The sequence below is a fragment of the Priestia sp. 53B2 genome (assembly GCF_056099005.1).
Genome location: NZ_JBLZXA010000020.1, coordinates 318,374 through 344,064, shown reverse-complemented (window position 1 = coordinate 344,064; position 25,691 = coordinate 318,374). Strand labels below are relative to the sequence as shown.

General features: G+C 38.5%; 22 protein-coding genes and 2 pseudogenes. 4 read left to right on the top strand and 20 right to left on the bottom strand.

What is annotated here, in order from left to right; translation table 11 throughout:
• Nucleotides 1-222: 222 nt before the first annotated feature.
• Nucleotides 223-1,202, bottom strand: a pseudogene (locus tag ACN6NE_RS15895) (zinc-binding dehydrogenase).
• Between the two features lie 161 nt (nucleotides 1,203-1,363).
• Here ACN6NE_RS15895 and ACN6NE_RS15890 point away from each other — a divergent pair.
• Nucleotides 1,364-2,242 (top strand): LysR family transcriptional regulator, encoded by an 879-nt coding sequence (locus ACN6NE_RS15890; protein ID WP_474325902.1) that lies wholly within the window; start codon nucleotides 1,364-1,366, stop codon nucleotides 2,240-2,242.
• Here the strand turns inward: ACN6NE_RS15890 and ACN6NE_RS15885 are convergent.
• The 5 genes and pseudogenes from ACN6NE_RS15885 to ACN6NE_RS15865 form a co-directional block, all read right to left on the bottom strand.
• A pseudogene (locus ACN6NE_RS15885) lies at nucleotides 2,193-2,433 on the bottom strand (hypothetical protein). The gene ACN6NE_RS15890 and the pseudogene ACN6NE_RS15885 overlap by 50 nt on opposite strands.
• Before the next feature lie 106 nt (nucleotides 2,434-2,539).
• Nucleotides 2,540-3,574 (bottom strand): AI-2E family transporter, encoded by a 1,035-nt coding sequence (locus ACN6NE_RS15880; RefSeq protein WP_013055677.1) that lies wholly within the window; start codon nucleotides 3,572-3,574, stop codon nucleotides 2,540-2,542.
• A 168-nt stretch (nucleotides 3,575-3,742) separates the two neighbouring features.
• The gene (bluB, locus tag ACN6NE_RS15875; RefSeq protein WP_013055676.1) at nucleotides 3,743-4,396 is read right to left on the bottom strand and encodes a 5,6-dimethylbenzimidazole synthase; all 654 of its coding nucleotides are present in this window, start codon (nucleotides 4,394-4,396) and stop codon (nucleotides 3,743-3,745) included.
• A gap of 465 nt (nucleotides 4,397-4,861) precedes the next feature.
• Nucleotides 4,862-5,281, bottom strand: a complete 420-nt coding sequence (locus ACN6NE_RS15870; protein WP_129706595.1) for a hypothetical protein — start codon at nucleotides 5,279-5,281, stop codon at nucleotides 4,862-4,864.
• 101 nt (nucleotides 5,282-5,382) lie between these two features.
• A complete protein-coding gene (locus ACN6NE_RS15865; RefSeq protein ID WP_240702596.1) occupies nucleotides 5,383-6,021 on the bottom strand; it encodes a DUF1643 domain-containing protein in 639 nt (212 codons plus the stop codon).
• 382 nt (nucleotides 6,022-6,403) lie between these two features.
• Here ACN6NE_RS15865 and trhA point away from each other — a divergent pair, with 382 nt between their 5' ends.
• Nucleotides 6,404-7,054 carry a PAQR family membrane homeostasis protein TrhA gene (gene trhA / locus ACN6NE_RS15860; protein ID WP_013055671.1) on the top strand — a complete coding sequence of 217 codons (651 nt, stop codon included), beginning with the start codon at nucleotides 6,404-6,406 and terminating at the stop codon, nucleotides 7,052-7,054.
• A 42-nt stretch (nucleotides 7,055-7,096) separates the two neighbouring features.
• Here the strand turns inward: trhA and ACN6NE_RS15855 are convergent, their stop codons facing one another.
• From ACN6NE_RS15855 to treP, 7 genes are all read right to left on the bottom strand, one after another.
• The gene (locus ACN6NE_RS15855) at nucleotides 7,097-8,284 is read right to left on the bottom strand and encodes an NRAMP family divalent metal transporter (protein WP_474325901.1); all 1,188 of its coding nucleotides are present in this window, start codon (nucleotides 8,282-8,284) and stop codon (nucleotides 7,097-7,099) included.
• 9 nt (nucleotides 8,285-8,293) lie between these two features.
• On the bottom strand, nucleotides 8,294-9,049 hold the full coding sequence (locus tag ACN6NE_RS15850; protein WP_474325900.1) for a LamB/YcsF family protein: 756 nt from the start codon (nucleotides 9,047-9,049) through the stop codon (nucleotides 8,294-8,296).
• A gap of 12 nt (nucleotides 9,050-9,061) precedes the next feature.
• A complete protein-coding gene (locus tag ACN6NE_RS15845; RefSeq protein WP_129706588.1) occupies nucleotides 9,062-10,060 on the bottom strand; it encodes a 5-oxoprolinase subunit C family protein in 999 nt (332 codons plus the stop codon).
• Entirely contained in the window at nucleotides 10,050-10,772 is a 723-nt protein-coding gene (gene pxpB / locus ACN6NE_RS15840; RefSeq protein WP_129706586.1) for a 5-oxoprolinase subunit PxpB, read from the bottom strand. The genes ACN6NE_RS15845 and pxpB overlap by 11 nt, the downstream gene beginning before the upstream one ends.
• A gap of 356 nt (nucleotides 10,773-11,128) precedes the next feature.
• Nucleotides 11,129-11,845 (bottom strand): trehalose operon repressor, encoded by a 717-nt coding sequence (gene treR, locus ACN6NE_RS15835; RefSeq protein ID WP_129706584.1) that lies wholly within the window; start codon nucleotides 11,843-11,845, stop codon nucleotides 11,129-11,131.
• A gap of 88 nt (nucleotides 11,846-11,933) precedes the next feature.
• Nucleotides 11,934-13,619: an alpha,alpha-phosphotrehalase gene (gene treC / locus ACN6NE_RS15830; protein WP_129706582.1), complete on the bottom strand. Its 1,686-nt coding sequence runs from the start codon at nucleotides 13,617-13,619 to the stop codon at nucleotides 11,934-11,936.
• Nucleotides 13,620-13,634: 15 nt separating this feature from the next.
• Nucleotides 13,635-15,098, bottom strand: a complete 1,464-nt coding sequence (treP, locus tag ACN6NE_RS15825) for a PTS system trehalose-specific EIIBC component (RefSeq protein ID WP_474325898.1) — start codon at nucleotides 15,096-15,098, stop codon at nucleotides 13,635-13,637.
• 198 nt (nucleotides 15,099-15,296) lie between these two features.
• Between treP and ACN6NE_RS15820 the strand changes: the two genes are divergently transcribed.
• Nucleotides 15,297-15,473: a YvzF family protein gene (locus ACN6NE_RS15820; protein ID WP_075421344.1), complete on the top strand. Its 177-nt coding sequence runs from the start codon at nucleotides 15,297-15,299 to the stop codon at nucleotides 15,471-15,473.
• A gap of 29 nt (nucleotides 15,474-15,502) precedes the next feature.
• Here ACN6NE_RS15820 and ACN6NE_RS15815 read toward each other — a convergent pair whose 3' ends face one another.
• The 4 genes from ACN6NE_RS15815 to ACN6NE_RS15800 all read right to left on the bottom strand — a co-directional run bounded on the left by ACN6NE_RS15815 (nucleotide 15,503) and on the right by ACN6NE_RS15800 (nucleotide 19,905).
• Complete coding sequence (locus tag ACN6NE_RS15815; RefSeq protein ID WP_129706578.1) at nucleotides 15,503-15,682, bottom strand: hypothetical protein; 180 nt, start codon at nucleotides 15,680-15,682, stop codon at nucleotides 15,503-15,505.
• A 131-nt stretch (nucleotides 15,683-15,813) separates the two neighbouring features.
• Nucleotides 15,814-16,599 carry a type I 3-dehydroquinate dehydratase gene (aroD, locus tag ACN6NE_RS15810; RefSeq protein ID WP_474325896.1) on the bottom strand — a complete coding sequence of 262 codons (786 nt, stop codon included), beginning with the start codon at nucleotides 16,597-16,599 and terminating at the stop codon, nucleotides 15,814-15,816.
• Between the two features lie 66 nt (nucleotides 16,600-16,665).
• Nucleotides 16,666-18,423, bottom strand: a complete 1,758-nt coding sequence (locus ACN6NE_RS15805) for a thiamine pyrophosphate-binding protein (protein WP_474325894.1) — start codon at nucleotides 18,421-18,423, stop codon at nucleotides 16,666-16,668.
• A gap of 51 nt (nucleotides 18,424-18,474) precedes the next feature.
• The gene (locus ACN6NE_RS15800; protein WP_013055660.1) at nucleotides 18,475-19,905 is read right to left on the bottom strand and encodes an aldehyde dehydrogenase family protein; all 1,431 of its coding nucleotides are present in this window, start codon (nucleotides 19,903-19,905) and stop codon (nucleotides 18,475-18,477) included.
• 545 nt (nucleotides 19,906-20,450) lie between these two features.
• On the opposite strand from ACN6NE_RS15800, the gene ACN6NE_RS15795 reads away from it, so the two are divergent.
• Entirely contained in the window at nucleotides 20,451-21,008 is a 558-nt protein-coding gene (locus tag ACN6NE_RS15795) for a shikimate kinase (protein WP_129706572.1), read from the top strand.
• Nucleotides 21,009-21,032: 24 nt separating this feature from the next.
• Here ACN6NE_RS15795 and ACN6NE_RS15790 read toward each other — a convergent pair whose 3' ends face one another.
• The 3 genes from ACN6NE_RS15790 to ACN6NE_RS15780 form a co-directional block, all read right to left on the bottom strand.
• Nucleotides 21,033-22,064 (bottom strand): LacI family DNA-binding transcriptional regulator, encoded by a 1,032-nt coding sequence (locus ACN6NE_RS15790; protein ID WP_034654015.1) that lies wholly within the window; start codon nucleotides 22,062-22,064, stop codon nucleotides 21,033-21,035.
• Between the two features lie 146 nt (nucleotides 22,065-22,210).
• Nucleotides 22,211-23,536 (bottom strand): NCS2 family permease, encoded by a 1,326-nt coding sequence (locus ACN6NE_RS15785; RefSeq protein ID WP_057241507.1) that lies wholly within the window; start codon nucleotides 23,534-23,536, stop codon nucleotides 22,211-22,213.
• Nucleotides 23,537-24,140: 604 nt separating this feature from the next.
• Entirely contained in the window at nucleotides 24,141-25,484 is a 1,344-nt protein-coding gene (locus tag ACN6NE_RS15780; protein WP_474325892.1) for a 5'-deoxyadenosine deaminase, read from the bottom strand.
• Nucleotides 25,485-25,691: the final 207 nt, after the last annotated feature.

The following is a 25,691-nucleotide window of genomic DNA, read 5'->3' as shown; positions in this document are numbered from 1 at the left end:
CAATCATACAAATTTCACGTTCTTTCATCATAACTCAAACTATTCAAAATTTCACGATTTCAAAGCAATTTTACTAGTAAAAAAAGCTCATACGCACCCGTTTGCTATATTTGATTATCTTCTATCATATGCAGTTCATAAGTGAAGTAACGCAAAAAAAAGAAAATAGCAGAAAAAGACTCTTTTATTAGTTGTAATAAAAGAGTCTTTTCTGTCCTGCTATTATTTAACTTTAGCAATAATTTTCCCTTTCACGTGGCGTTTTGAAAGCTCTTCTAATGCACTTGGCACTTCTTTTAACGAGATGATGCGCTCAATCATCGGACCTACTTTCTTCTCTGCTACTAATTCTAAAAGCTCATCGCCCATTTTTGCTAAATCCGCTTGCGCAATCAGGTCATCAATGTGGTGTGCAGCATTTAAAGCTACTTCATGATAAGAAATCACCTTTGTAAAAGGCTTTACTTTTGTATAATCAGGTGCACCAGCAATATGTGCTAAATGTCCTCTATAGGCAATCATATCTAAAGAATCCGTTGCGTTCTTTGCGCTCACCGTGTCAAGCACAGCATCTACGCCGCGGCCATTTGTCAGCTCCAATACTTTTTCCACGACATTTTCCTCGCGATAATCAATTACATAATCAGCTCCTAACGACTTCACATACTCATGATTATGTGCTGAAGCTGTTGAGAAAACGGTTTTCCAGCGTTTTTAGCAAGCTCCACGCCAAAGCCCCCTACGCCTCCAGCTCCTCCGTGAATTAAGATGGTTTGAATATGGTTCATTGGAAGTTTACGAAATAGTGCTTCATACGCCGTGTAACCTGCAGTAGGCAAAGCAGCAGCTTCTTCAAATGTAACAGCATCAGGAATGCGCGAAATTGAATGAGCAGTTGTAACCGCATATTCAGCATATCCGCCTTTTTTCATAAAGTCGCCGTGATAGACAACGCGGTCTCCTTTTTTCCAGCCGGCTACTCCTTCACCAATTTCATCAATTGTCCCAGCTACATCTAAACCTAGAATGTGAGGATATGTCCAATGAGGGTTGCCGTTAGTAGCCGTTTTGTAATCTACGGGATTAAGTCCCACTGCGTGAACTTCAACTACTACTTCCCCTTTATTTGGAAGAGGTTTTTCTATTTCTTCTACTTTCATTTCTGTCCATTTATTTTTATCTTGCAATAATAATGCTTTCACAGTCTAACTCTCCTTTTTAAATCATTTGCCTAGCGTTGCTTTTATTATTTTATCTAAAAATGATTTGCTTACTATTTTTATTTTAAAGAGAGCTTGTCTATAATACAAATTAGAAAATAAATAGATATCCATAAATAAATTTATAAGAAAGGATGACATAAATGATTGATTTTGAGTGGTATCGTAGCTTTATTAGCATTTACAAATATCGATCCGTTTCTGAAGCAGCCAGAGCGAGGATCTTAACGCAGCCGGCCATGAGTCAGCACTTAGCTGCTTTAGAAGCTGAAATAGGCGAAGGTTTATTTATCCGTGCACCGAGAAAGATGATTCCAACAGAAAAAGGTAAAGAACTGTACACGCGTATTGTCCCGTTAATTGAAAGTCTAGAAGCTGCTTCAATTGAATTAAAAATGACCGCTTCATCTCCCGACGCGCTGCCGGTCGTAAAAATTGGTTCTCCCGTAGAGTATTTTACCGAACAAGCTTTAGAAAGAATAAAAGATGCAGGTATCCGCTGCTACAGCCAGTTTGGTATTGCTTCTGTTTTGCTTGAAAAGATACAAAGCGACGAAATTGATATTGCGATTACAACCCAAAGATTGCAAATACCTGGAATTGAATATACGGTCATTGAAGAAGAAGAGTTTGTCTTAACCGTCCCTCCTTCTTTTGAAATGACAGCTAGTAAAGACGTAGAAGATTTTTTATATAATCAGCGGTGGATTAGCTATGGTCTTGAACTTCCTATTATCAGGAGATTTTGGCGGCAACATTTTAGAAAACGACCTGAAATTCAGCCTCATCATGTGATTCCCAATCTTCAAACGGTGTTAAAAGCCATTCAGCATCACATGGGAATCAGCCTGCTTCCCCGCTATTTAATTCAAGAAGCGCTTCGAGAAAAAAAAGTGAAAATCGAACTTGAACATTTAGCAGTAAAAAATCAGATCTTTCTTGCTTATAAACTTAAGCATCGCGATCATCCTACTATTCAAAAAACGATACGCTCGCTAAAAAAAGAAGAGGTTGAGAAATAACGACATGAATCCATTCTAAGGACGAACAAATAGGATATATGAGCTGAACTGCTTGTGACACCGCAGTTGATTTCCATGCAAGACTTCGCTTTCCGCGGGCAGGCGCTAAAGCCTCCTCGTCGCGTACGCTCCTGCGGGGTCTCACCTGTTCCGCTTTTCCCGCAGGAGTCTTCGCCTTGCCCTCCAGTCAACTGCTAGAAGGAATGAAACAGATGAAACCTACGTTCACCATAACAAAAAAAACGAACCACTAATCAAACATCTTGATCAATGGTTCGTTTTTCACCTCGTCTAAAATCATTTTGTCCCAGCCTCTTCTTTTTTTGACAGTTGCTGTGCTGAATCTACTCCTACTAAATCTAAAAAGAAAATAAAAATAGGAATACCAAGAATCAGCCCCCATACGCCCAAGAAGTGTTCACCAAACACTAAAATGATAAACGTAATGAACGTTGGCAAGTTTGTTTTAGATGACATGAGCTTTGGATTTAATACATAGCTTTCAAGTGCGTGAAGTACTACCACCATAATTAACACAGATAGTACTTTTACACCGCCTCCTAAACTGTAAGCGATTGTACAAAGTGGAATGAGTGAAACAAATACCCCAAGAACCGGCACTAGCCCTAGCAGAAAGACCATAACGCCAAGTGCAAGCAAATTAGGAAACCCTAACACCCACAGCGCAATAACGGATAAAATGCTGTTCACAAAAGCGATAATAAACTGAACTTCTATTACCTTGCCGAAGGAATTAACAAATTTTCTCCCCAAGTAGCCCGCTTCTTTGAAAAACCAGCCCAGCCTAGATTGTTCCAGTTGGACAAATAATCGGTGAATCCGCGACTTTTCAAGTAAAAAGAATAGGCTTAACAAGAGTGCTAAGAAAACTTGTGCACTTACTTTTCCAATATTAGATAAATAGCTGTATACTAAATCAATATTCTGCTGAATATTTTCTGGTGATTTGAATCTCTTTAGATTATCGATAATATAGGTGACGAATGTATTATCAGGGGGGTGCTTGTAAAAATACATCAGCTTCTGTACAAGCTCAGTAACTTGCGTCATAATAACCGGGATATATACATATCCTACAATACCGAGGGCCCCAATCAGTGCGATATAGATGACGATGAGTATAAGCGTTGAATTAAGCGGAAGCTTTCTTCTTAACGTTTGTTGAAGACGACCAATTAAAAAGGTAAAAATAAACGTAAATAACAGCAGCTGAAGCATACTTCTAATGCTGACAAGTAAAACTGTAATGATAATAAGCGTAATGATGCGAACAGTAAGTTTGTTGTGAAGCCAACTTCTTGCAATATTCATGAAACCTTCAATTCTCCTATCTCTCTTTTTCCCAAGTCATTTGTATACATATAAATAAAACGGATACGCTAGACGCTCATATCCGCTTTCGCTATATATAGTGTATCATTTAATATTCAAATTTTACTATATTTCGGCGCTTTTTAGTATGTCTTTATTTTCTCTCCGCTATTCTTTTTCATTTTCCCATACATTATGATAAATTAGCTTGTCTAAATCCCTTCTTTTTTCCCAGTTTGCTTGTTCTAAGATTGGTTTCTCAGGATATTTATCTGTATAGCCAATTGACATGAGCGCTACAGGATCAATATGAGGAGGAATATGTAAAATGTCACGTACATCATTTTTCTTATAAAAACTTACCCACCCCATTGCCAGTCCTTCTGCATATGAAGCAAGCCACATATTTTGAATCGCACACGCAGTTGACATCATATCGGTTTCTGGAATTGAGTTTCTTCCGAGAACATGAGAGCCTCCTCTTGTTGGATCACACGTTACGCAAATAGTTAATGGCGCTTCTTTTAATCCTTGAATCTTTAGCTCTAAAAAATCTTCTTTCTTTTCACCTTCATAATGAATAGCCAGTGCTCTTCTCTCTTTATCTGCTGCCCAGGCAAGTTTATTTTTCACTTCTGTATCAGATACTAATATAAAATTCCAAGGCTGCATAAACCCGACGGAAGGTCCGCTGTGAGCAGCCTGCAGAATGTTATAAACCGTTTCATTCGGAATCTCATCAGACAAAAATGTTCGTACATCTCTTCTTCCGTAAATCGCTTTGTATACCGCTTGCTTTTCGTCGTTTGTAAACGAATTCATCTTCTTCAACCTCCATTAAATTCTCTTTTTAACTATTTTTCTAAAAGAATATTAAAAAAATGTGATCCAAACTTTATGTTTTCTCGTATTACTATATGAATCTATCATAAAGGAGGTTGCAAACATGTTCAACGACGTTTTAATGAACTTATTTAACGCGGTAAGCAGCATCATTAACACAATTGGATAATTTGATTGTACATATTTAGTAAGAGAGGAGGCATATTACATTGCTAAACGAGGTACTTATGAACTTTTTTAACGCAGTAAGCAGTATCATCAACACAATCGGATAAAAAAAGCACAAAGAAAAGGGTAACTGCCATTACCACCGTCTTTATGCTTTACTAGTTCAAAATCATATATTTTACAATAAAAAGAACTCTTTGATTGGGAGTTCTTTTTATTTATCCTAACATGTTCCCTTTTATTTGTATATATGCCTTGCCATTTCAACAGGTTCACTTATATGTTGCAAGCATACACATAGGTCTGCAGCTCGTAGTGCAGTTCTTTTAAGTCTTCAGCTGCTTGAGTCAATAACTTCTTTCGCTGAGCTGTATACACATCTTGAATAGCTCTTTCTACTTTTACCTTTTCTTCATATAAAATATCTAACTTATCTTCATTTCCTTCAAGCGAAATAGGCTTTAACATAGCAAATTGATAAATGGGTTGTCCATAATCCAATTTTGTTAAAATAGAACCTACTAATACATCCTGCGAGCATTCATATACGAAGTTTAACAGCGTACTTAATTCTTCTAGACGAGAAATATCCAGCTCTGCATTTTCGTTGATCACAGCCCCTATATATTGAAAGCACTCTTCTTCTAACTCATTATAAATAGTTGTGATGCGGTGCAACACTTCATTCAACTTCATAAAGTTCCCCCTTTACACACGCTTCTTGATACAACCATATGACAAAACTTGGTGTTTTATACTAACGAAAAAGCGAGGAATATAAACCTCGCTTCTTCTTTTTACCGATACATACTAGCAATATCTTCAATAAACATAAGCGGTTCTTCTTCTGTTAGTTGTTTAATTGGAGAATAATCCTCTCCACCAAAACTTTGATCTATGTCTTCAATAAATGAAGAAACTTCTTCCGACTCTTCACGATTAGCCGGCATTTCGTATTTTTGTAATTCTGTGCGGTGCACGACGGATAAAATATGGCGAGGAAATTGCTGCTTCGTTTTTCCAAAACAGTATACCGGCTTGTGTTTCAAAAAGCGTTCTACTTCCTCTTGCCGGTTATAAATGCTTCCATGATCACCCCAAGCTACCACAACCAGTTCAGCATCTTCCACTGCTTTTTGAATATATTCACCTGTTCTTGTTCCAACAGCTTCTTCTTTTGAAAGCATGCGTAAAAACGAAACATGATCGGTTTGATAGCTGAATAAATAAACGATTTCTAAGACTCCAAATCCCCACTTTTGCGCTAGTTCTATGCATTTGGATGCAGCTGTATCGTCGCTGTATTCATACGTATTTTCTGGAAATGACAAGATAAACGTAAGTTTACGTTCGTTTACTTCACTCCATTTGCATAATAGAGAGTATTTGTATGTCCCTGTTTCATCAAAAATAACTTCTTTTTTCACTGCTTCCATCCCCCTGCCTTCTTACAATCTTGTTACTTATCTATTGCAAATGAGCTAAGCAGTAATCGTAACCTTGACTGTTAAAAGTTTTATTTTATATGTATTTCAAAATCATGCCTTCATGACAACTTTTCTGCCATTTTTTCAAAAAGCAATTTTTTCTTCTATACATGCTTTTTACAGCTAGTGAACATTCACATATACATCTTTTCTCTTTTCGGACCTCCAGTCAAAATAGATAAAATCAAAAGAATGGTCTATAATAAAGAAATAACCAATGACCTTTTCACTCATGTTTTTGACAGTTACGGATTTTTTCTCAGCAGGTATGTTCAAAACTGATCCTCTGAGAAAATAGAAGATAAATTTGTGTAAAGAAAGGATTTTGTAAATGGCTACTACACACACATTTACAAGAGGAGAAGAAATTGCAAATGCGATTACACACGGCGTTGGAGCCGTACTCAGCATTGTTGGATTAACACTTTTAATCGTACTTTCTTCGTTAGAAGGAACGCCTTGGCATGTTATCAGTTTTACTATTTACGGAGTAACCATGCTGCTTCTCTATGTCTCCTCTACGCTTGTCCATAGTTTTCCGGAAGGTAAGGTAAAAGATCTTTTTGAGATATTTGACCACTCTTCTATTTATTTGTTTATTGCCGGTACGTACACTCCATTTTTATTTATCGCAGTAAAAGGAACCACCGGCTGGACACTTTTTGGAATTGTATGGGGCATCGCTCTTGCAGGAATTGTATTCAAAGCTTTTTTTGTGAAGAAATTCCTTTTTATTTCCACCATTCTTTACGTATTTATGGGATGGATGATTGTGTTTGCTTGGGATTCATTAACTCAAAACATTGCCCATCAAGGAATTGTCCTTCTCGTAGTTGGAGGCGTGTTGTATACAATCGGGGCCGTTTTTTACGTATGGCGAGGATTTCGTTTTCATCATATGATTTGGCATATGTTTGTTCTTGGCGGGACCGTACTCCACTTTTTAGCAATCATTTTATATGTATTGCCTATAACCAATTAAAAAAGGGCCAGAAGGCCCTTTTTTAATTGGTTATAGAATTCCTTACCACAGTTTTGCCATTTGAATCACAAGCGTATAGACTCCTAGCACAGCCATAATAACGACCACAAAACCGCCAAAAACGGTAAGCCAAGTCGGATGCTTGTAATCGCCTACTATCTTCTTTTTATACGCCGCTATAAGCATTGTTCCGAGTGTAATAGGTAAGATTAATCCATTTAATGCTCCAGCTAAAATAAGCAGAGTGACCGGCTGACCAATCGTTAAGAAAACCAGGGTTGAAATCGTAATAAATGCAATGATAATCCAGTTTTCATATTTCTCAATCCTTTTGCTGAAGGATTTAATAAAGGAAACCGATGTATATGCCGAACCAATAACTGAAGTGATAGCCGCCGCTGCCATAACGACACCGAATAATTTATAGCCAATATCCCCTGCGACCAACTGAAAAACAGAGGCAGGTGGATTATCAGGATTCAGTTTTACCCCTTGACTCAACACACCTAATGTCGCTAAAAATAGAAAAATTCGAATGATCGAAGCAATCGTAATACCGGATACTGCTCCTCTTGTTACTTCAGGAATCGCGTCTTTTCCTTTGATTCCTGCATCTAATAAACGGTGACCTCCTGCAAATGTAATATACCCTCCTACTGTTCCTCCTACAAGAGTAACAATCGCCATTACGTCAATGTGATCCGGCCAAAATGTTTTAGAGACTGCTTCTCCTAATGGCGGAGCGGAAGAAACTGCAACATACACCATTAAAACAATTAATATTCCGCCCATTAATTGAGCAAAACGATCCATTAATTTTCCGGCTTCTTTGACTAAAAAGATTGCGATAGAAATGATGGCTGTAATGACTGCACCCGCTTTAGGAGAAATACCAAATAGCGCATTGAAGCCAAGACCTGCTCCTCCTACGTTTCCAATATTAAATGCTAATCCTCCAATTACAATTAAAATAGCAATAAATAAACCGAGACCTGGCAAAACATTGTTAGCAATATCCTGTGCTCTTTTTTCTGAAACGGCAATAATACGCCATACGTTTAGCTGAACGCCAATGTCTAATAAAATCGACAGTAAAATGACAAAACCAAAACTTGCGGCGAGAGCTTGTGTAAAGACCGTTGTTTGAGTTAAAAAACCTGGACCCACTGCTGAAGTAGCCATTAAAAATGCTGCTCCGAGCAGTACACTCCAGTTGCGTTCTTTTTTCATGATGTCACCTCATTGTGGTTGAATAATGATTTGTTCTTCTTTTAGCTTGTCACAAATAGCTTTGGCAAATTCAACAGCATGTGCACCGTCTCCATGAATACAAACGGTATCTGCTTGAATGGGAATCTCTTCATTTTGCACAGTGAATACTTTCTTTTCTTTGACCATTTTAATTACTTGAGAAATAGCCGCTTCTTCATCTTGAATCACGGCGTTTTCAACGTTTCTCGGCGTCAGCATGCCGTTCTCTTGATAGGTTCGATCTGCAAAAACTTCCTGAGACGTACGCAAACCTATTTCGTTTCCGGCTTTAATCAATTCACTTCCAGCCAAACCATATAGAATAGCTTCCTCACTAACATTATAAACGGCTTCAGCAATAGCTTTAGCTATGTCTTGATCCCCTGCAGCCATATTATATAAAGCCCCATGAGGTTTCACATGATGAAGGGTCCCTCCTTCTGTACGTATAAAAGCTGAAAGAGCCCCCATTTGATACACCATTAAATCATAAGCTTCTCGAGGCGTGATTTTCATATATCTACGTCCAAATCCAGCTAAATCTTGCAATCCTGGGTGCGCGCCAATCGCCACATTTTCACTCAAAGCCAGCTTAACTGTTTCTCTCATAACCGAAGGATCTCCGGCATGAAAGCCACAAGCAATGTTTGCTGACGTTACATAGCGTAAAATTTCTTTATCATTTCCTAATCTATAGTTCCCAAAGCTCTCTCCTAAGTCACAGTTCAAATCAACGGTAGCCATCTTCTTCTCTCCTTATATTTTCATTCGAAGTGCTCTTTTAATATGATTTATTTTCTTTTCCTGCTCCATATATAAATGCTGCGCTTCATCCAGTGAAATTGCTTGAAAAGAAACCTTTTTCCCTGGAGAAATTTGCGCCATCGCTGAAAAATCTGCAGTTGCTACCTGTCCGATTCTAGGATATCCTCCTGTCGTTTGATGATCTGCTAATAAAACAATGGGCTGTCCTTCTTTTGGTACTTGAATCGTACCGAACGTCACAGCGCTAGAGAGCAGCTCTTTTCCTTGACCAAGGACTAATTTCTTCCCTTTTAGCCTATAGCCCATGCGGTCAGATTGAGGGGTAACGTCAAATTCTTGATTAAAGAAATGTTGTTGACTTTCTTCTGTAAACCAATCAAATTCCGCACCTTTCATCGTGCGGATAATAGGCGTCTCGTATGAAGGAAGAAGTTTAGGATGAATCGTCCAAAAAGCCTGCTGAAAAGAGCGATCCGTTTGCTTTTTCACCAGTTTCTTTATAATTGCTTTCCCTGTTTCTGTAGGAGGGTGGCTTAATACTTCGTCCCCTGACTGTAATGCTTTACCGTGCAGCCCGCCTATCCGAGCGCGAAGTGAAGTAGATGTACTTCCCATAACTGCAGGAACATTAAAAGCACCGGAAACCGATAAATAAGAACGGCACCCTAAAGTCGGAACACCAAACTGTAGCACGCTCCCTTTTTTCACATATAAAGGCCGCCACATCTTTACGGCTTCATCATTAACAGTTGGCGATAAATCCCCTCCTGTCAGGGCAATCAAAACATCTTGCTGAAATTCAATTTTTGGTCCCATTAACGTAATTTCAACAACCGGCTGGTTTTCTTGATTTCCTACTAATAAGTTGGCAATCCTTAAAGCAACTTTGTCCATTGCCCCGCTGACAATCATGCCGTCCTTTTGATATCCATGTCTGCCGATATCTTGAATCGTTGTTAATAAACCGGGACGTATCACTTTAATACTCATCTTCATCCACCTCCTTTTGGGCTTCATATTCCGTTTCAGAAATGGAAACAAATCGGATACGATCACCTGCTTGAAGCAAGCTTGGCGAATCTTTTTCTGGGTTAAATAGTGTAAGAGGAGTACGCCCGATTAACTGCCATCCTCCAGGTGTCTCAATTGGGTACACGCCGGTTTGCATTCCTGCGATGCCAACTGACCCTTTTGGGATGCTGTTTCTCGGTGATTCTTTTCTTGGGGTCGCAATTTCTTTGCTCATCCCTCCCAAGTAAGGAAAACCAGGAGCAAAGCCTATCATATACACCAAATATTCTCCATTTGTATGAATGGAGATAACTTCATCAGGCGTTAATGAATGAAAAGCGGCTACCCTCTCTAAGTCCGGGCCGTACTTTCCTCCGTAACACACCGGAATTTCAATTTGTCTAGCGACCGCTTCAGATTTTTCTTCCTGGCGGAAAAGCAGTTCTTCAATATATGTAGATATTGCTGTGTAAGGATTTCTTCTTCCTTTTTCACTCATTATCCAAGGATCATAATAGATTGTAACTGTTGTAAAAGCCGGCACATATTCAATCATTCCCTTACATAATGATTGCTCTAGCACCTCAGTAAATTGCTGAATACGTTTATGTATGCCGAAATTAATTTCGTCTCCAAATGAAACGACAATGCCGCTGTCACCAAGAGGATAAAGTCGATAATCGTGACTCATTCCGTCTCCTCCTTTTTACTTAGTATTGTTTGAGCAGCTCCCTTTAATGCTGTAGTTAGATACATTCATTAGAATTACTAATGGAATTGTTGTTTTCAAATAACATTTTCTTATATATCTAATAAAAAAAAAGAACAATAAATCTCTATCCTGTATGGATAACATTATACAAATATAAAATAATCTTATGTTCTACTAAAACAAACTCCAAAGAAAAATTCAACCTTTTTAAAGTTTTATGGTCAAAAGGATCACGTTTTTTCAATTTTCCCCATAAAAAAACTGCTTTGTTTTTTATACCAAAGCAGTTTTTTGTAAACATGTACAAAAAGGAAAAACTCATGGGCAGTAAAACATTATATACCTCTGCGAGCAAAATCTACAAAACGAAACTTATCAAGACGATGACGTGATTCCGTATATTGAAAAAGGCTTGCATCTTCTAAATACACATAGTTTCTTACTACCACAATATGTTCATAGTCTTTTAAATCTAAGTAACACTTATCTTCGTCCGTCAGCTCGTCAACGGAAATTTCTTTTTTGGCAAAGCTTATTTTCAGCCCAAGATCTTTTTCTAAGTATTCATAAATAGAGCCTTTGCATATGTCTTTTGTGAGGTGAGGAACATACTTTTTATGAAAAAAATCTTTATCTAAAATAATTTTCTCTCCATCGATTTCACGAGCTCGAACCACTTTCCATATGAAATCTTTTTTCGTCACCCCAAGCTGTGTGCACAGATCTTGATCGGCCTTAACTAATTCAAATTCTTTTACAATAGTAGTGGATGTATGTCCTAACTTTTCCGCCACTTCTTTGAAGCTAACAAGTCCTGATACTGGAAAATCAAAGCGTGATACGTCCAATACAAATGAGCCTTTTCCTTTCATTTTTTGAATGTACCCATTTTGTGAAAGTAAATTTAACGCTTTCCGTATTGTTTCACGAGACGTTTGATACTGTTCAACAAGCTCATTTTCAGAAGGAAGTTTTGTATTGGGGCGCCAGTCACCACGTTTAATTTTATCGACTAACTGTTCGTAAATGCTGATAAATTTATTTTCTTTCAATTGCCATCACCTATTTTACTTTCTATATATACCCAATTGTATAAAAAGAACGATAGATTGTCACCCATCGTTCTTTTTACTTTTTTCTCTATTTTTTTAAATGATACACGATTGATTCATACGGCCGAAGTAAGATTCGCTTGAATTCCTTTGATGAATCTTCGTAGTTAGACAACAATATTTCACTATGATATCCTTCAAAAGTTATATCTTCTGGCAGTTCAAAGGCTGTTTCGCTGCCGTAGAAATTATTTATCACCAACAGCTTTTCATCTGCTCCATTTCGGATGTAAGCGAAAATCTGCTCGTCTTCTCCAAGAATCAATTCATAGTTTCCATAGGTGATAATCTCGTACTGCTTTCGCAGTGCAATAAGCTTTTGATAAAAATAAAAAATTGAATCTTCATCATCTAACGCTTTTTCTACATTAATTTCACGGTAGTTATCGGCCGGATTAATCCATGGCTTTCCTTTTGTAAAACCTGCATTTGGCTCATCGCTCCATTGCACCGGTGTACGGGAATTATCTCTTGATTTATGTTTTAAAATCTCCAAAATTTCATTTTCGTCCATTCCTTGTGCACGTTTTATCTCATACACATTTAATGACTCCACATCTCTATATTCATCAATAGAGGAAAACTTCGGGTTTGTCATCCCTATTTCTTCCCCTTGATAAATATAAGGTGTTCCCTGCATCAGATGAATCGTTGCAGCGAGCATTTTGGCAGATTTATTATGATAGAGTTCATCGTTTCCATAGCGGGAAACAACGCGAGGCTGATCATGGTTGCACCAAAATAGTGCATTCCATCCCCCTCCTTTATTCATCTCCGTTTGCCAAGTTGATAGAATCTCTTTTAATTTAATGAAATCAAAATCTGCTAGCGCCCACTTTTCTCCGTTTGGGTAATCGACTTTCAAATGATGAAAATTAAACGTCATGCTAAGCTCTCCCCGGTCCGGATGAGAATATTGAATACAGTGGTCAACAGTTGTCGACGACATTTCCCCAACGGTCATGCTATCGTATTTTGAAAAAACTTCTTGATTCATTTCTCGCATATATTCGTGAACGCGAGGACCGTCGGTATAAAATTTCCGTCCATCTCCTGGCGCGATAGAACCATCATCATCTAAAAAGCGCTGATCTTTTGAAATTAAGTTAATAACGTCCAGACGAAATCCATCTACTCCTTTTTCAAACCAAAACGTCATCATATCGTACACGCTGCGGCGCACACGCTCATTTTCCCAGTTCAAATCCGCTTGCGTGACATCAAACAAATGCAGATAGGATTGTTCTGTCAGCTTATCATGCTCCCACGCCGAACCTCCAAATTTTGAAACCCAATTCGTCGGAGCACTTCCATCTTCTTTTTGATCTTTCCAAATATAAAAATCTCTGTACGGGTTATCTTTCGATTTTTTAGCTTCTTGAAACCATTCATGTTCAGTTGACGTATGATTAACGACAATATCCATGATGATTTTAAGATCCCGCTTATGCGCTTCTGTTATTAAACGATCGAAGTCCTCCATTGTTCCGTATTCTTCTTGAATAACAAAATAATCACTTATATCATATCCATTATCCCGCTGCGGCGATTTATAAATTGGCGTTAGCCACACGACGTCTACGCCAAGCTTTTTCAAATAATCTAGCTTTTCAATAATACCAGCTATATCACCCACGCCGTTGCCAGTCGTATCGTAAAAGCTTTTAGGATAAATTTGATAGACAACCGATTTTTTCCACCAAGGTTCTTGCATTTTTAACACCACCATTTAATTCTTTGAATTATGTTGAAACGATTCTGTAGCCGCGACAGTTGATGTAACGGTTGATTTTTTCTGAAGCTTTCCAAGCGTTAACGTTAAAAGAAACGGCACCACAATTACGATTACCATTCCAATAATAAAAGCTGACCAGCTCTGTGGAACAATCGATAACGGAGCTGGGATACCACCAATTCCCACCGATGCTGCTTTCACTCCCGCCACGGATATGACGACACCTGCAATAGCTGAACCAATCACTGCAGAAATAAAAGCAAATCTAAAGCGTAAATTCACACCAAACATCGCAGGCTCCGTAATGCCAAGCCACGCTGAAATCCCTGACGTTAAAGACAGTCCTTTTAATTTCTCATCGTCTTTTGAAAGAACCATTATCGCGAAAGCGGCAGAGCCTTGTGCAATATTAGATAATGCTACCATTGGCCATAAGAACGTACTTCCTACGCTTCCAATTAGCTGTAAATCTACGGCCAAAAATGTATGATGCATGCCTGTAATAACAAGGGGAGCATATAAGCCTCCGTATACAAGCCCTCCAATAAATGGAGCCGTTTTAAACAGCCATACAACTGCACCTGTAATCACATTTCCTATTGCAAATGTAATCGGACCAATCACAATGAAAGCGAGAAACCCTGTTACTAAAAGAGCTACAGGCGCTACAATTAAAAGCTGAAAACCATCTGGTATTCGTTTTCTTAGGAATAATTCGATTTTTGCCAGTACAAACGAAGCAGCTAACACAGGTAAAACCTGCCCTTGATAGCCAACCTTTTCAACATGCAGGCCAAATAAATTCCACGTATCGATACTTCCTTTTTTTAATGCTTCTCCATAAGACCAGGCATTCAGCAAATCAGGATGGACCAGCATGAGCCCAAGGACAATTCCAAATAAAGGACTTCCTCCAAAACGCGTAACAGCTGACCATCCAATAAGAGCCGGCAAAAAGGCAAAAGCCGTATTGGCAATTAAATTAATCATGCTCGCGAAGTCTTTCCACTGTGTATGAACATCTACGATTGATTTATCATCGTAAAAAATTCCGGCTCCTGTTAATACATTATTGATTCCCATTAATAAACCCGCGGTTACGATGGCCGGTAAAATGGGAATAAAAATGTCAGCTAATGTTTTTATTGCGCGCTGCAGAGGATTTAAGTTTTTAGCCGCTTCGTTTTTCACTTCCTCTTTTGACAGTTCACCTATCCCTGTAAGCGCCACCATTTCTTTATATACTTTATCAACCGTGCCTTGACCAATAACAACTTGAAACTGGCCGTTTGTAGAAAAAGATCCTTTTACTAATTCGTGCTCATCTAGCATACGTTGATTGACTTTACCTTCATCTTTTAAAACAAGTCGAAGGCGCGTTACACAATGCGTTGCAGCAGAGATATTTTCTTTTCCGCCCACGGCTTCTACAATGCGTTCAACAGATTCTCGATTCATGTCTTTTCCCCCTTGTTTCCGTTTTCATTTTACTCCTGTATTTCCTATCCCCCATATAAATCTCACCACAAACCTGTATATACAAGTTTTATGTTTTTATTCTAACCTGTATATACAAGTTCGTCAACAAAAATAAAATTACTTCTTTTTCATTTCATGATATAGTCAAAAGCAAAGTATATGGAAGGAGACGTTACAATGCTGCAAGTAAGATTAATGGGAAAACAAGAAGAAATTAATGAAGCGATCAAACAGTTTGAACAGAACTACCATATAGAACATCAGTCAAAAGAATATACGCGAAGCGCTAATCCAAAGTACGAGCGCAAAAAAGATACGCGCGTGTATCTTTCAATGCATTTAAAGGAGAAATAAAAAAGAGGCTGGGACATAACAAAATGAATTCAATCTAAAGGCGAACAAATGAGATACATGAGCTGAACCGCTTGTGACACCGCAGTTGATCTCCGTGCAAGACTTCGCTTTCCGCGGGCGGACGCTGAGCCTCCTCGTCGCTTACGCTCCTGCGGGGTCTCACCTGTTCCGCTTTTCCCGCAGGAGTCTTTGCCTTGCCCTCCAATCAACTGCTAGAAGGAACGAAACCGATGAAACCTACGTTCACCACAACAAAAAACGAACCATTAATCAAACATCTTGATTAATGGTTCGTTTTTCACTTTAGCTAAAATACTTTTGTCTCAATCTTTTTTTTATTCTATATCGAACCAATTTGATGGAAATGATAGCTCTCAGGATCCGTAACTTTTTTTGTTAACTGAATTATTTTTCGTAATTCATCAATTGGAACTTGCCCAAGAGCTGAGCTGCTTTTCCCTACAGCGAAAGTAACAGAAGAGCCGTACATCCACCCGACGATTCGGCTAATAGCTCCTAACCCTCCCATCGACATGGTAATGAGAGGAATCCTGAGCTCTTTTTCAGCCTCTCTTGTAGCTTCTAATAAAGTTAAAACATCTTGATTGTTCTGAGGCATGACAGCTGCTTTCGCTGCATCTGCTCCGTAAAATTCAGCTAGAAATAAGCTTTTTAAAATTTCCGCTTTAGGAGGAGTAAAAGAAAAATTATGATAAGAAAGCACAAGTTTCTTTTTACTTTCCTTGGAAATTTTGCGCAAATAGCGGATATGCTCTGGCTGATTTGATACTTCAAAATCAATAATTGCTACATATGGGTGTTTACATACCTCTGCAAGTACGGCTACTACTTCCTTTTCTGATAAGGAAATAGGCTGCCCCCCTTCTTTTTGAGAACGTACAGTAAGCAAAATAGGAGTGCGCTCGCTATTTTCATATATATCTTTAGCTGCAGAAAGGACGCTGTTTATATCTTGAATTTCTTCGTAAAAATCTAAGCGCCATTCAATTATATCCGGTTTTTTTAATAGAATTTCCGCTAGCTCTGTTAAAAGCTCTTTGCGATCTTTGCCCACTAAAGGCGTACAAATAGATGGAGAATGAGCTCCTTCTCCTCGTTCTAACATAGGAACAGCTCCTTTTTATCAAAGTTAAATGTTTCCGTTTTCATTTCAGCATTTGTTCCATATTTGTTAAACAGATACATGGTGTACTTTCTTATCCGGCGAGTAAATATCCATGATGTTCCAATGTCCTGACGTTGGTACAGGATTATTTAACATCGCTACATCAATTACAACTGGTTTATTAGAAGCAATAGCTCTTTGAAGTGCCGGTTTAAACTCTTCGGCTGATTGAATCTTTATACCTTCTACTCCATAAGCTTTAGCGATACTTGCAAAGTCAGGAGAATATACCTCTCCCTCTTTTTCAAATACCGTGCCTAGAGTGGTTCCAAAATGTGCTTTTTGCAATCCAGCGATCGTACCAAACGCAAAGTTATTCATAATGATCCAAACCACAGGAATATTCTCTTCGGCTGCTGTAGCAAGCACAGCTGGATTTTGGCCGAATCCCCCGTCTCCTACTAGAGAAACTACTACTTTATCAGGCTGAGCTACCTTTGCTCCTAAAGCTGCCGGCGCTCCAAATCCCATTGTGGCAAAACCTCCTGGAGTTAATATACTTCCAGCTTCATAGATTGGAAACTGCTGTCCTACCCCATTCTTATTCCAGCCTACATCAGTAGTAATATAGGCATCTTTCGGCAGGACTTCGCGAACTTCATTTAAAATTCGCTGCGGCTGCATTGGGAATGAATTGTCGTGAATATATTCTTCATTGCTAGCTTTAAACTCTTCACGATAAGAAGCAATCTCTTTGATTAATGCTTCATTTTTTACTCCTTCCGGAATAAGCTGTTTAGCTACGCGATTTAAGACTTTAAGGGCTTGTTTTAAATCAGCCACTGCACCGATTTCGGCAGGGTAATTACGCCCTATCTCGCTAGGATCAATATCAATATGAATTAATTTTGTTTGTGAAAAATCAAACGTATATTCCGGCTCCCAGGAGCTAGAATCTGCTTCTGCAAATCGTGTTCCTAATGCTAAAATATAATCAGCAGTCCGACACTTTTCATTAATAAACTTCGTGCCCCAAAAACCAGTCATCCCTAGAGTCAAGTCATGATCATCTGGAAGTGCTCCTTTGCCCATTAAGGAGTGGGCTACCGGAATGTTCAAGTGGTCCACAAGCTCTTTTAATTCATTTGCTGCATCTGCTAATAGGATGCCTCCGCCTACATATAGCACTGGATTTTTAGCATTAATTAATTTTTGTACAATACTCTTTGCCGTTTCATCATCGATAGAAGGTTTTTGCAAAGATTTCGTTTGGCGATGCAATCGATCAAATAAAGAAACATCGATCTTTTTTGAAAAGATATCCATAGGTACAGATACTAATACGGGGCCAGGATTTCCACTTTCCGCTAGTAAAAATGCTTTCTCTAATATTTCTGGAAATAAATCTGGACGGTCAACTCTCCATGCACGCTTAACGAATGGACGATAAATTTCATATTGCGAAGCATCAGCATGTAAATTTACCTCTTGATGCGGATGCTTTCCATAATAATGAGTAGGAACATCACCAGCGATGACAACCATTGGAATCGAATCTAACGCTGCATTGGCTACACCTGTAGCAGCATTTGTTAAGCCAGGACCTAAGTGACTTAATACTACTGCTGCTTTTTTCGTCACACGTGCATAGCCATCAGCTGCATGCGCTGCAATTTGTTCGTGTCGAACGTTGATAAATTTAATTTTGCTTTCTTCTAAGGCTGTTAGTACCGCTATGTTTGTATGACCACACAAACCAAAAATATGCTCGATGCCTCGTTCCTCAAGATAATTTACTAATTGATGTGATATTAATTTTTCCATTGTATATCCCCCTTTAAATTCACTATATATTTTTTCAGGTAATAAACTCAGCTACGATAGCTGCAGGACAATCATTTTTGTTTCTGTCATATCTTCAATCGCAAATCGAGGTCCTTCTCTACCAACGCCGCTGTCTTTTATCCCACCGTACGGCCAATGGTCGAGTCGAAAATTAGAGGTCCCATTAATCACAACTCCTCCTACTTCTAAAGATTCAGCAACACGGTAAGCTAAATCCATTTGATTTGTAAACAGCCCTGCTTGCAAACCGAATGATGAATCATTTGTTTCCCGAATAGCTTCTTCAATATCTTGATAAGGAATAATGCTTACCACAGGCCCAAACACTTCTTGACACACTACTTTGCTTTGTTTAGGAGGATTTAATAGAACAGTAGGTTCTATAGAAGCCCCTGTCTTTTTGCCGCCGCATATCAGCTTTGCACCTAGAGCGACTGCTTCTTCAATCCAAGCCAAAACTCGGTTTGCAGCTTTTTCATCTACTAAACATCCAACATCCGTCTGCGGCAGCAGAGGATCACCAACTTTTAAAGACGTTACCTCATTCTTCAGAAGCTCTGTAAATTCAGAAACAACTGAGTCATGTACATAAATACGCTGAACTGAAATACAGCTTTGACCGGAGTTGCTAAACCCTGTTCTCCCACACATTTCAGCAGCTTTCTTAATGTCGGCATCTTCATGAACAATCGTTGAAGCATTTCCTCCTAATTCTAGAAGCACTTTTTTCATTCCAGCCAGTTCACATATATTTCTGCTTGCCACTGTTCCACCGGTAAAAGAAATTATATTTACACGGTCATCTTTTACGATTTGCTGTCCTGTTTCTACTCCCCCTAAAACCATATTAATAGCGCATTCAGGCATTCCAGCTTCTAATAATAGAGCTATAAATTCTGAAGCAACTAAGGTTGTTTGCGGAGCCGGTTTTAAAATAACACTGTTGCCAGCAGCAAAAGCTGGTCCAATTTTGTGGCATACTAAATTCAAAGGTGCATTAAAAGGAGTAATAGCAGCAACAACCCCGACAGGCACACGAAATGTGGAAGCTATCGCTTTTCCCCCTCGTTCGGAAGCATCTCCTGGTATCGTTTCACCGATAAGCCTTTTTGCTTCTTCCGCAGATTGCTCTAATGTTTCTACAGATCGAGATACTTCATCCAACGTATTCTTCAGCGGTTTTCCTAACTCATTTGAGATGAGAGAAGCAAATTTTTCTTTTTGCTTTTCCAAAAGCCGTGCTGCTTCTTTTAAAATTTTGGCCCTTTCATAAGAAGACAGACTCGCAATTGTTTTTTTAGCTTCATAGGCGGCTGATAGCGCTCGTTCAACATCTTCTGGCGTTGCTATAATTTGCTCACCAATTACTTCCTGCGAATACGGACTTTTAATACTTACTGCTGATCGATTACCTTCAAGCCATTCTTTATTTACATAGGGCCTTGCTCGTCTAAAGCTCATTGTTATCTCTCCTTTTAACAATTGACCTGATTGTTATTTTAGATCGATCTATTTTTATCTTTAGATCGATCTAAAATTTAATGCAGTTTTCTATAAATCCTATTGATTTAAAGTAATAACTCGTTTTGTAAACGTTATCATAATCCTACAACAGAAATTTCAATCTAGCAATAGAAAATTAAAGAATTTTCTAAAAATATTCATTGATCCTGAGTTCAGTTTGCTTATACTCGCTTACGTAGTCTCACATTCACTTCCTTTTTTTCTTACATACACTGTAGGATTATGTAAGATAGCAGCACTGTCAATATGACAAAGATTTATGATTGTGATCGAGCTTAACTATTACTTATTTGTTTCCGTTACAGCGTATCACCATCTGTTGACTAACAAAAATTTTATAAACGTGAGCTGATACTTGCTTCTTAGGACATAATATACCTTTCACTGTTTTTACAAACAGTAAAATTTGTATTATAATTCTAATAACTAAAATACAAAATAATAAGTTTTTTATTGTTAAAAACAGAAAGAGGCTTTGAAAAATGAATTACAGCGAGATGTCTCTTAGAGAAAAAAGCATTGTATTTATTGGCTTTATGGGCGTAGGTAAAACAACAATCGGCGAACTAGTCGCTAAGAAATTATACAGAGATTTTGTCGATATAGACCAAGAAATCGAAAAAATGTTTCAAATGCCTACATCACAAATCTTTAAAGAGTTTGGTGAAGAGTTTTTCCGAAATAAAGAAAAAGAAGTAATTAGCCAGTTATCTCAGCAGCGTTTAAAAATTATATCCGTTGGCGGAGGCGCATTTCTTCAAGAAGAAATTCAAAAAATATGCTTATCAAATTGTATTGTATTCTTTTTAGACCTTTCATGGGATTCATGGAAAGAGCGCATCAGCCTCATTATTGACAGTCGCCCTGTTTTACAAGGAAGAAGTCTAGAGGATATTGAAGAATTATTCTATACGCGACAAGCAATTTATTCCAACCACCATTCCAAAGTAGAAACTGACAATTTGGATATTGAAGAAGTAGCAAATTATATTGTTGATTCCTTGAAAATGGCTTGGGATATTTATGAACCGTCTAAATAATTCACAAGGAAAAGAAGCAGTTCATTAACTGCTTCTTTTTTTTGATGACGATTCTCGAACAACTAACTGAGGCGTTAAAATAATGCGATGATGATGTTCTTTTTTATCAACAATTTGGTTATGAAGACACCGTGCAGCATCTTTTCCTATTTGTCTTGCAAAAGAAGAGACGGTTGTTAGAGTAGGGTGACATACGGATGATTCCATGACATTATCAAATCCCACTACCGCTATATCTTCTCCCGGAACAATCCCTTTCTCTTTTAAACCTTGCATAACACCAAATGCAACTAAGTCGCTAAAACAAAAAACTGCTGTTGGAGGCTCAGAAATGTCCAGCACTTGACGTGCAGCTTCTACACCGCCGCTTCTTGTCGGACCGCTCGGAATAACAAGCTCTTCATCAATAGAAATTCCTGCGTTCTTTAGAGCCAAGCGGTAACCTTCCATTCTTTCTTTCCACGTTGTAGAACCGGTTGTTCCTCCTAAAAATGCGATTCTTTTGTGTCCCTGTTCAAGTAAGTGTTGAACCGCTTTTTGAACGCCTAAGCTATAATCTACCCCTACATAATCTGACTCCACCTCAGGCAATTCCCTTACTGCTAGTACTGAAGGAACATCTAAATGCTGAATTTTTCTTATCGTATCTTCCGATGTACCCGCAACAGGACATAAAATAATGCCTCCTACCCGATGCTCTAGCATCGTAGAAAGCAGCTGATCCTGTCGATTATCCGAATCAAACGTCGTACCTAAAAACACCGTATATCCGTCTTTCTCGAGCTCCTCGTGCACTCCAATTAACAATTCTGTAAAAAACGTATTAGATATATCCGTAATAATAACTCCGATTGTTGATGAAGTTTGAGATCTTAAATTTGCTGCAATACGGTCATATACATATCCTAACTCTTTCATCGAAGCTAGAACTTTTTTCCTTGTTTTTTCAGAAACACTTGGACTATTTCGCACAATAAGCGAAGCGGTAGCTCGAGATACTCCCGCGTGTTCTGCCACTTGTTGTAAGGTTACACGTTTGCGTTTACTTTGTTTCAATTTATCCCACCAACCCTTTATAACGCACCTTTTATAATTATTTTACAATTATCTAAAATAAAAGAAAAGCTTCATCCTTTCACGATGTTCTCTGACAAGGAATCAGTAACCAAAAAAGACGCAGCGTGGGGCTACGTCTTTTCTTCCTAATGCGAACTCATATAAAAATTGATAAAAAAGGCAATCGTGATCACATACATCATCCAATGAATTTCGCGATGGCGTCCTGTAAACAGTTTAATCGCTGTGTATGAAATGAAGCCGAATGCTAAACCTTCTGCAATGCTGTAGGTTAACGGCATCATGACAATTGTTAAGAAAGCGGGAACAACTTCAGTAAAGTCGTCGAAGTTAACGTTTTTAATGTCACTTAGCATAAGCGAACCAATAATAATGAGTGCTGGAGCAGTAGCAACGCTTGGGATAAATTGAATAAGCGGTGCAAAAAACAAGGTAAATATAAATAAGATGGCAACCGTTAATGCCTTTAAGCCGGTACGCCCTCCTTCTGCAATACCTGTTGCATTTTCAATATACGTATTTAACGCAGTGCTTCCAAAAATAGCGCTCGCCATTGTACCGATTGAATCAGCTGCAAGCGCGCGATTTAAACCTGGAATTTTACCGTTTTTATCTACTAAGTTTGCTTTTTTAGATAGTCCAATCAATGTCGCTAGCGTATCAAATAATTCTACGATGGTGAAAGAAAATACAACTGAAAAAATGCCGTAGGCAACTGCGCCCTTTAAATCCATTTGAAAAAATGTTTCTCCAACACTTGGCGGCGTAGCTGAAAAGACGTCTTTCAGGGAATGAGGAACTGCTTGTACTCCTACAATCATCGCTAATATTGTCGTAGCAAAAATACTTATAATGAGAGCGCCTTTTACATTTTTAGCCATCAGTACAGCTGCTAATATCAGCCCAAAAATAGCCAGTAAGGGGCCTTTATCCATGACATTTCCAAGCCCTACAAAAGTAGACTCGTTTGCCACAACTAATCCAGCGTTTTTCAAACCGATAAACGCAACAAAAAGACCAATTCCAACTGCTATGGAAGACTTTAGTACGTTCGGAATGGCATCAATAATCTTTCCGCGTATTCCTGTTACCGTTAAAACAAAAAATAAGACCCCGGATATAAAAACTGCTCCAAGTGCCGTTTGCCATGACAATCCTTGCCCTAATACTACTGAATACGTAAAAAACGCATTTAAACCCATCCCTGGACCGGTTACAATCGGGAAATTTGCCCATAGAGCCATCAGTAACGTACTAAATACAATGGCGTAAATGGTAGCTGCAAGAGCCGCTTCACGGGGGATACCCGCGTCAGACATGATAATGGGGTTGACGATTACCATATAACTGACCGTCATAAAAGTTGTAAGTCCTGCTAGTATTTCTTGTTTTGGTGTTGTGTTGCGCTCTGATAGTTTAAACAAGCGCTCTAATATTCCGTTACGCTCCAACACGCGCGCCTCCCTACTTCTAAAAAAAATAAAAAATCCTACCTATTCAAATGTCCTAAAAAGGACACGATTTAGGAGGATTTTACATTGCAAAGTAAAATCTTTTGTCCTATTATAGTCTTAATTTGTAGATATGCAAAGGTAGAAAACGCTATCATTATAAAAATTTTTATCTTCCGTTAGTTTGGAATTTTGAAAATTTATTTCTTCTATCCCTTTAGTCTGTGGCAAGAGTGCTCTTTTTAATCATTTATACAAAAAAAGAGATTGAGACATAACTAAATCAATCCCATCTAAAGACGAACAAATTGGATAAATGATCTGGACTGCTTGTGACACCGCTGTTGATCTCCGTGCAAGGCTTCGCTTTCCGAGGGCGGGGGATGACCCTCCTTGTCGCCTATGCTCCTGCCGGGGTCTCATCCCTTCCGCTTTTCCCGCAGGAGTCTACGCCTTGTCCTCCAATCAACAGCTAGAAGCAACTAAACAGATTAAACCCACGTTCATCATGACAACAAAAAACTCGAATTATTAATCAATAATTCGAGTTTTACTTCAACTAAAATACTTTTATCCCAGCCTCTTCTTTGTTTTACATCTATGATTATGAAATTAAAAGCGGGATTCTTTTTAAAAGACGATCAATCGAATGATTTGCTTCTTTCAATACAATTCCTTGGTCAATTGTTTTTAACACGCGATTTTCCATCACAATTTCTCCATCAACCATCGTTAGTTCTACATCTCCTCGCGTTGCTGAATACACAACTCTGGAAATAGGGTCTACGCCGTAAGATGGAAAGGTATGAAGCTGATTTAAATTTAAAATAGCAAGATCCGCTTTTTTCCCGACCTCTAAACTTCCAATTTCTTTTTCAAGTCCAACTGCTTTCGCTCCCCCGATTGTAGCCATTTCTAGCACGTGCTTTGCATTCATGGCCGTTGGTCCGTGCGAGGGTTTATGAATCGTAGCGGCCAGCCTCATTTCGTTGAACATATCCAAATTATTATTACAAGGAGCACCGTCAGCGCCAAGACTTAAAAATACACCTTGCTCTAATAAACCGGGCACATCTGCGATTCCCGATGCAAGTTTTAAGTTTGAGCCTGGGCAATGACTAACTTTTACTCCTTGATTCTTAATAATTTGCTTTTCTTGATCATTTAGCCACACACAGTGCGCTAAAATAAGGCGCTCATTGGCTAATCCTAAATGATCTAAGTACATGATATTTCTCATACCCGTTTCAGCTTCTACGATGCGAATTTCTTCTTGATTCTCAGAAGCATGAGTATGTACATGGACATTATATGCAGCTGATAAATGGCTCACTTCACGCAGCAAATCTTCCGTACACGACAGCACAAATCTTGGGGAGAATGCGTATCGAATACGACCGTTATTTGAATTATGCCATTTTTCAAGCAGCTCTACACTTTCTTTGATCGAGTCAGCCGTTGTCTCCTGCAGAGCTTTTGGCAGATCATCGCCTTTTTTATCCATCATTACTTTTCCTGCAAGAGCTCGGATTCCACTTTGAGATATAGCTTGAAAAGCAGAGTCCGTATGATGAACAGTTTCCATATCTACAATTGTTGTAGTCCCGCTTTGAATGAGTTCGCCGATCCCTAACAGCGCTGAATAATAGATAGAGTCTTCATCATGTGAAGCTTCAAGCGGCCATATTTTCTTCTTTAGCCAGTCTAGCAGCTCTAAATCATCTGCTTGCCCTCTAAAAAGCGTTTGACATAAATGAATATGAGTATGTATAAAGCCCGGCACAATCGTTTTATTTGCTGCGTCAATGACTTTATCTACCTTTTCCGGATGCAGGTTTTTCCCGATGGCTGCAATACGATTTCCAACAATATAAAGGTCACCGTAAATAATATCATTCTTCTCATTCATCGTAATAATCTCTGCATTTTTAATTAATGTGTGCGTCATACCTTCTTTCCCCTCTTTCGTAACATCTATCTATTTCTAGCTCAAGCCGAACACTAACATTTTCAAGCAATCTTTCTTACACTGGTCTTAAATATATATGGTGCATGCTCTGAGTTGAATAAGTGTAGGTAACCTCATGCGCGATAGAGAGTTTGGGTAAAAAAAATTCCTAGCTGATTATACAGCTAGGAGGTTGGATTTATGATA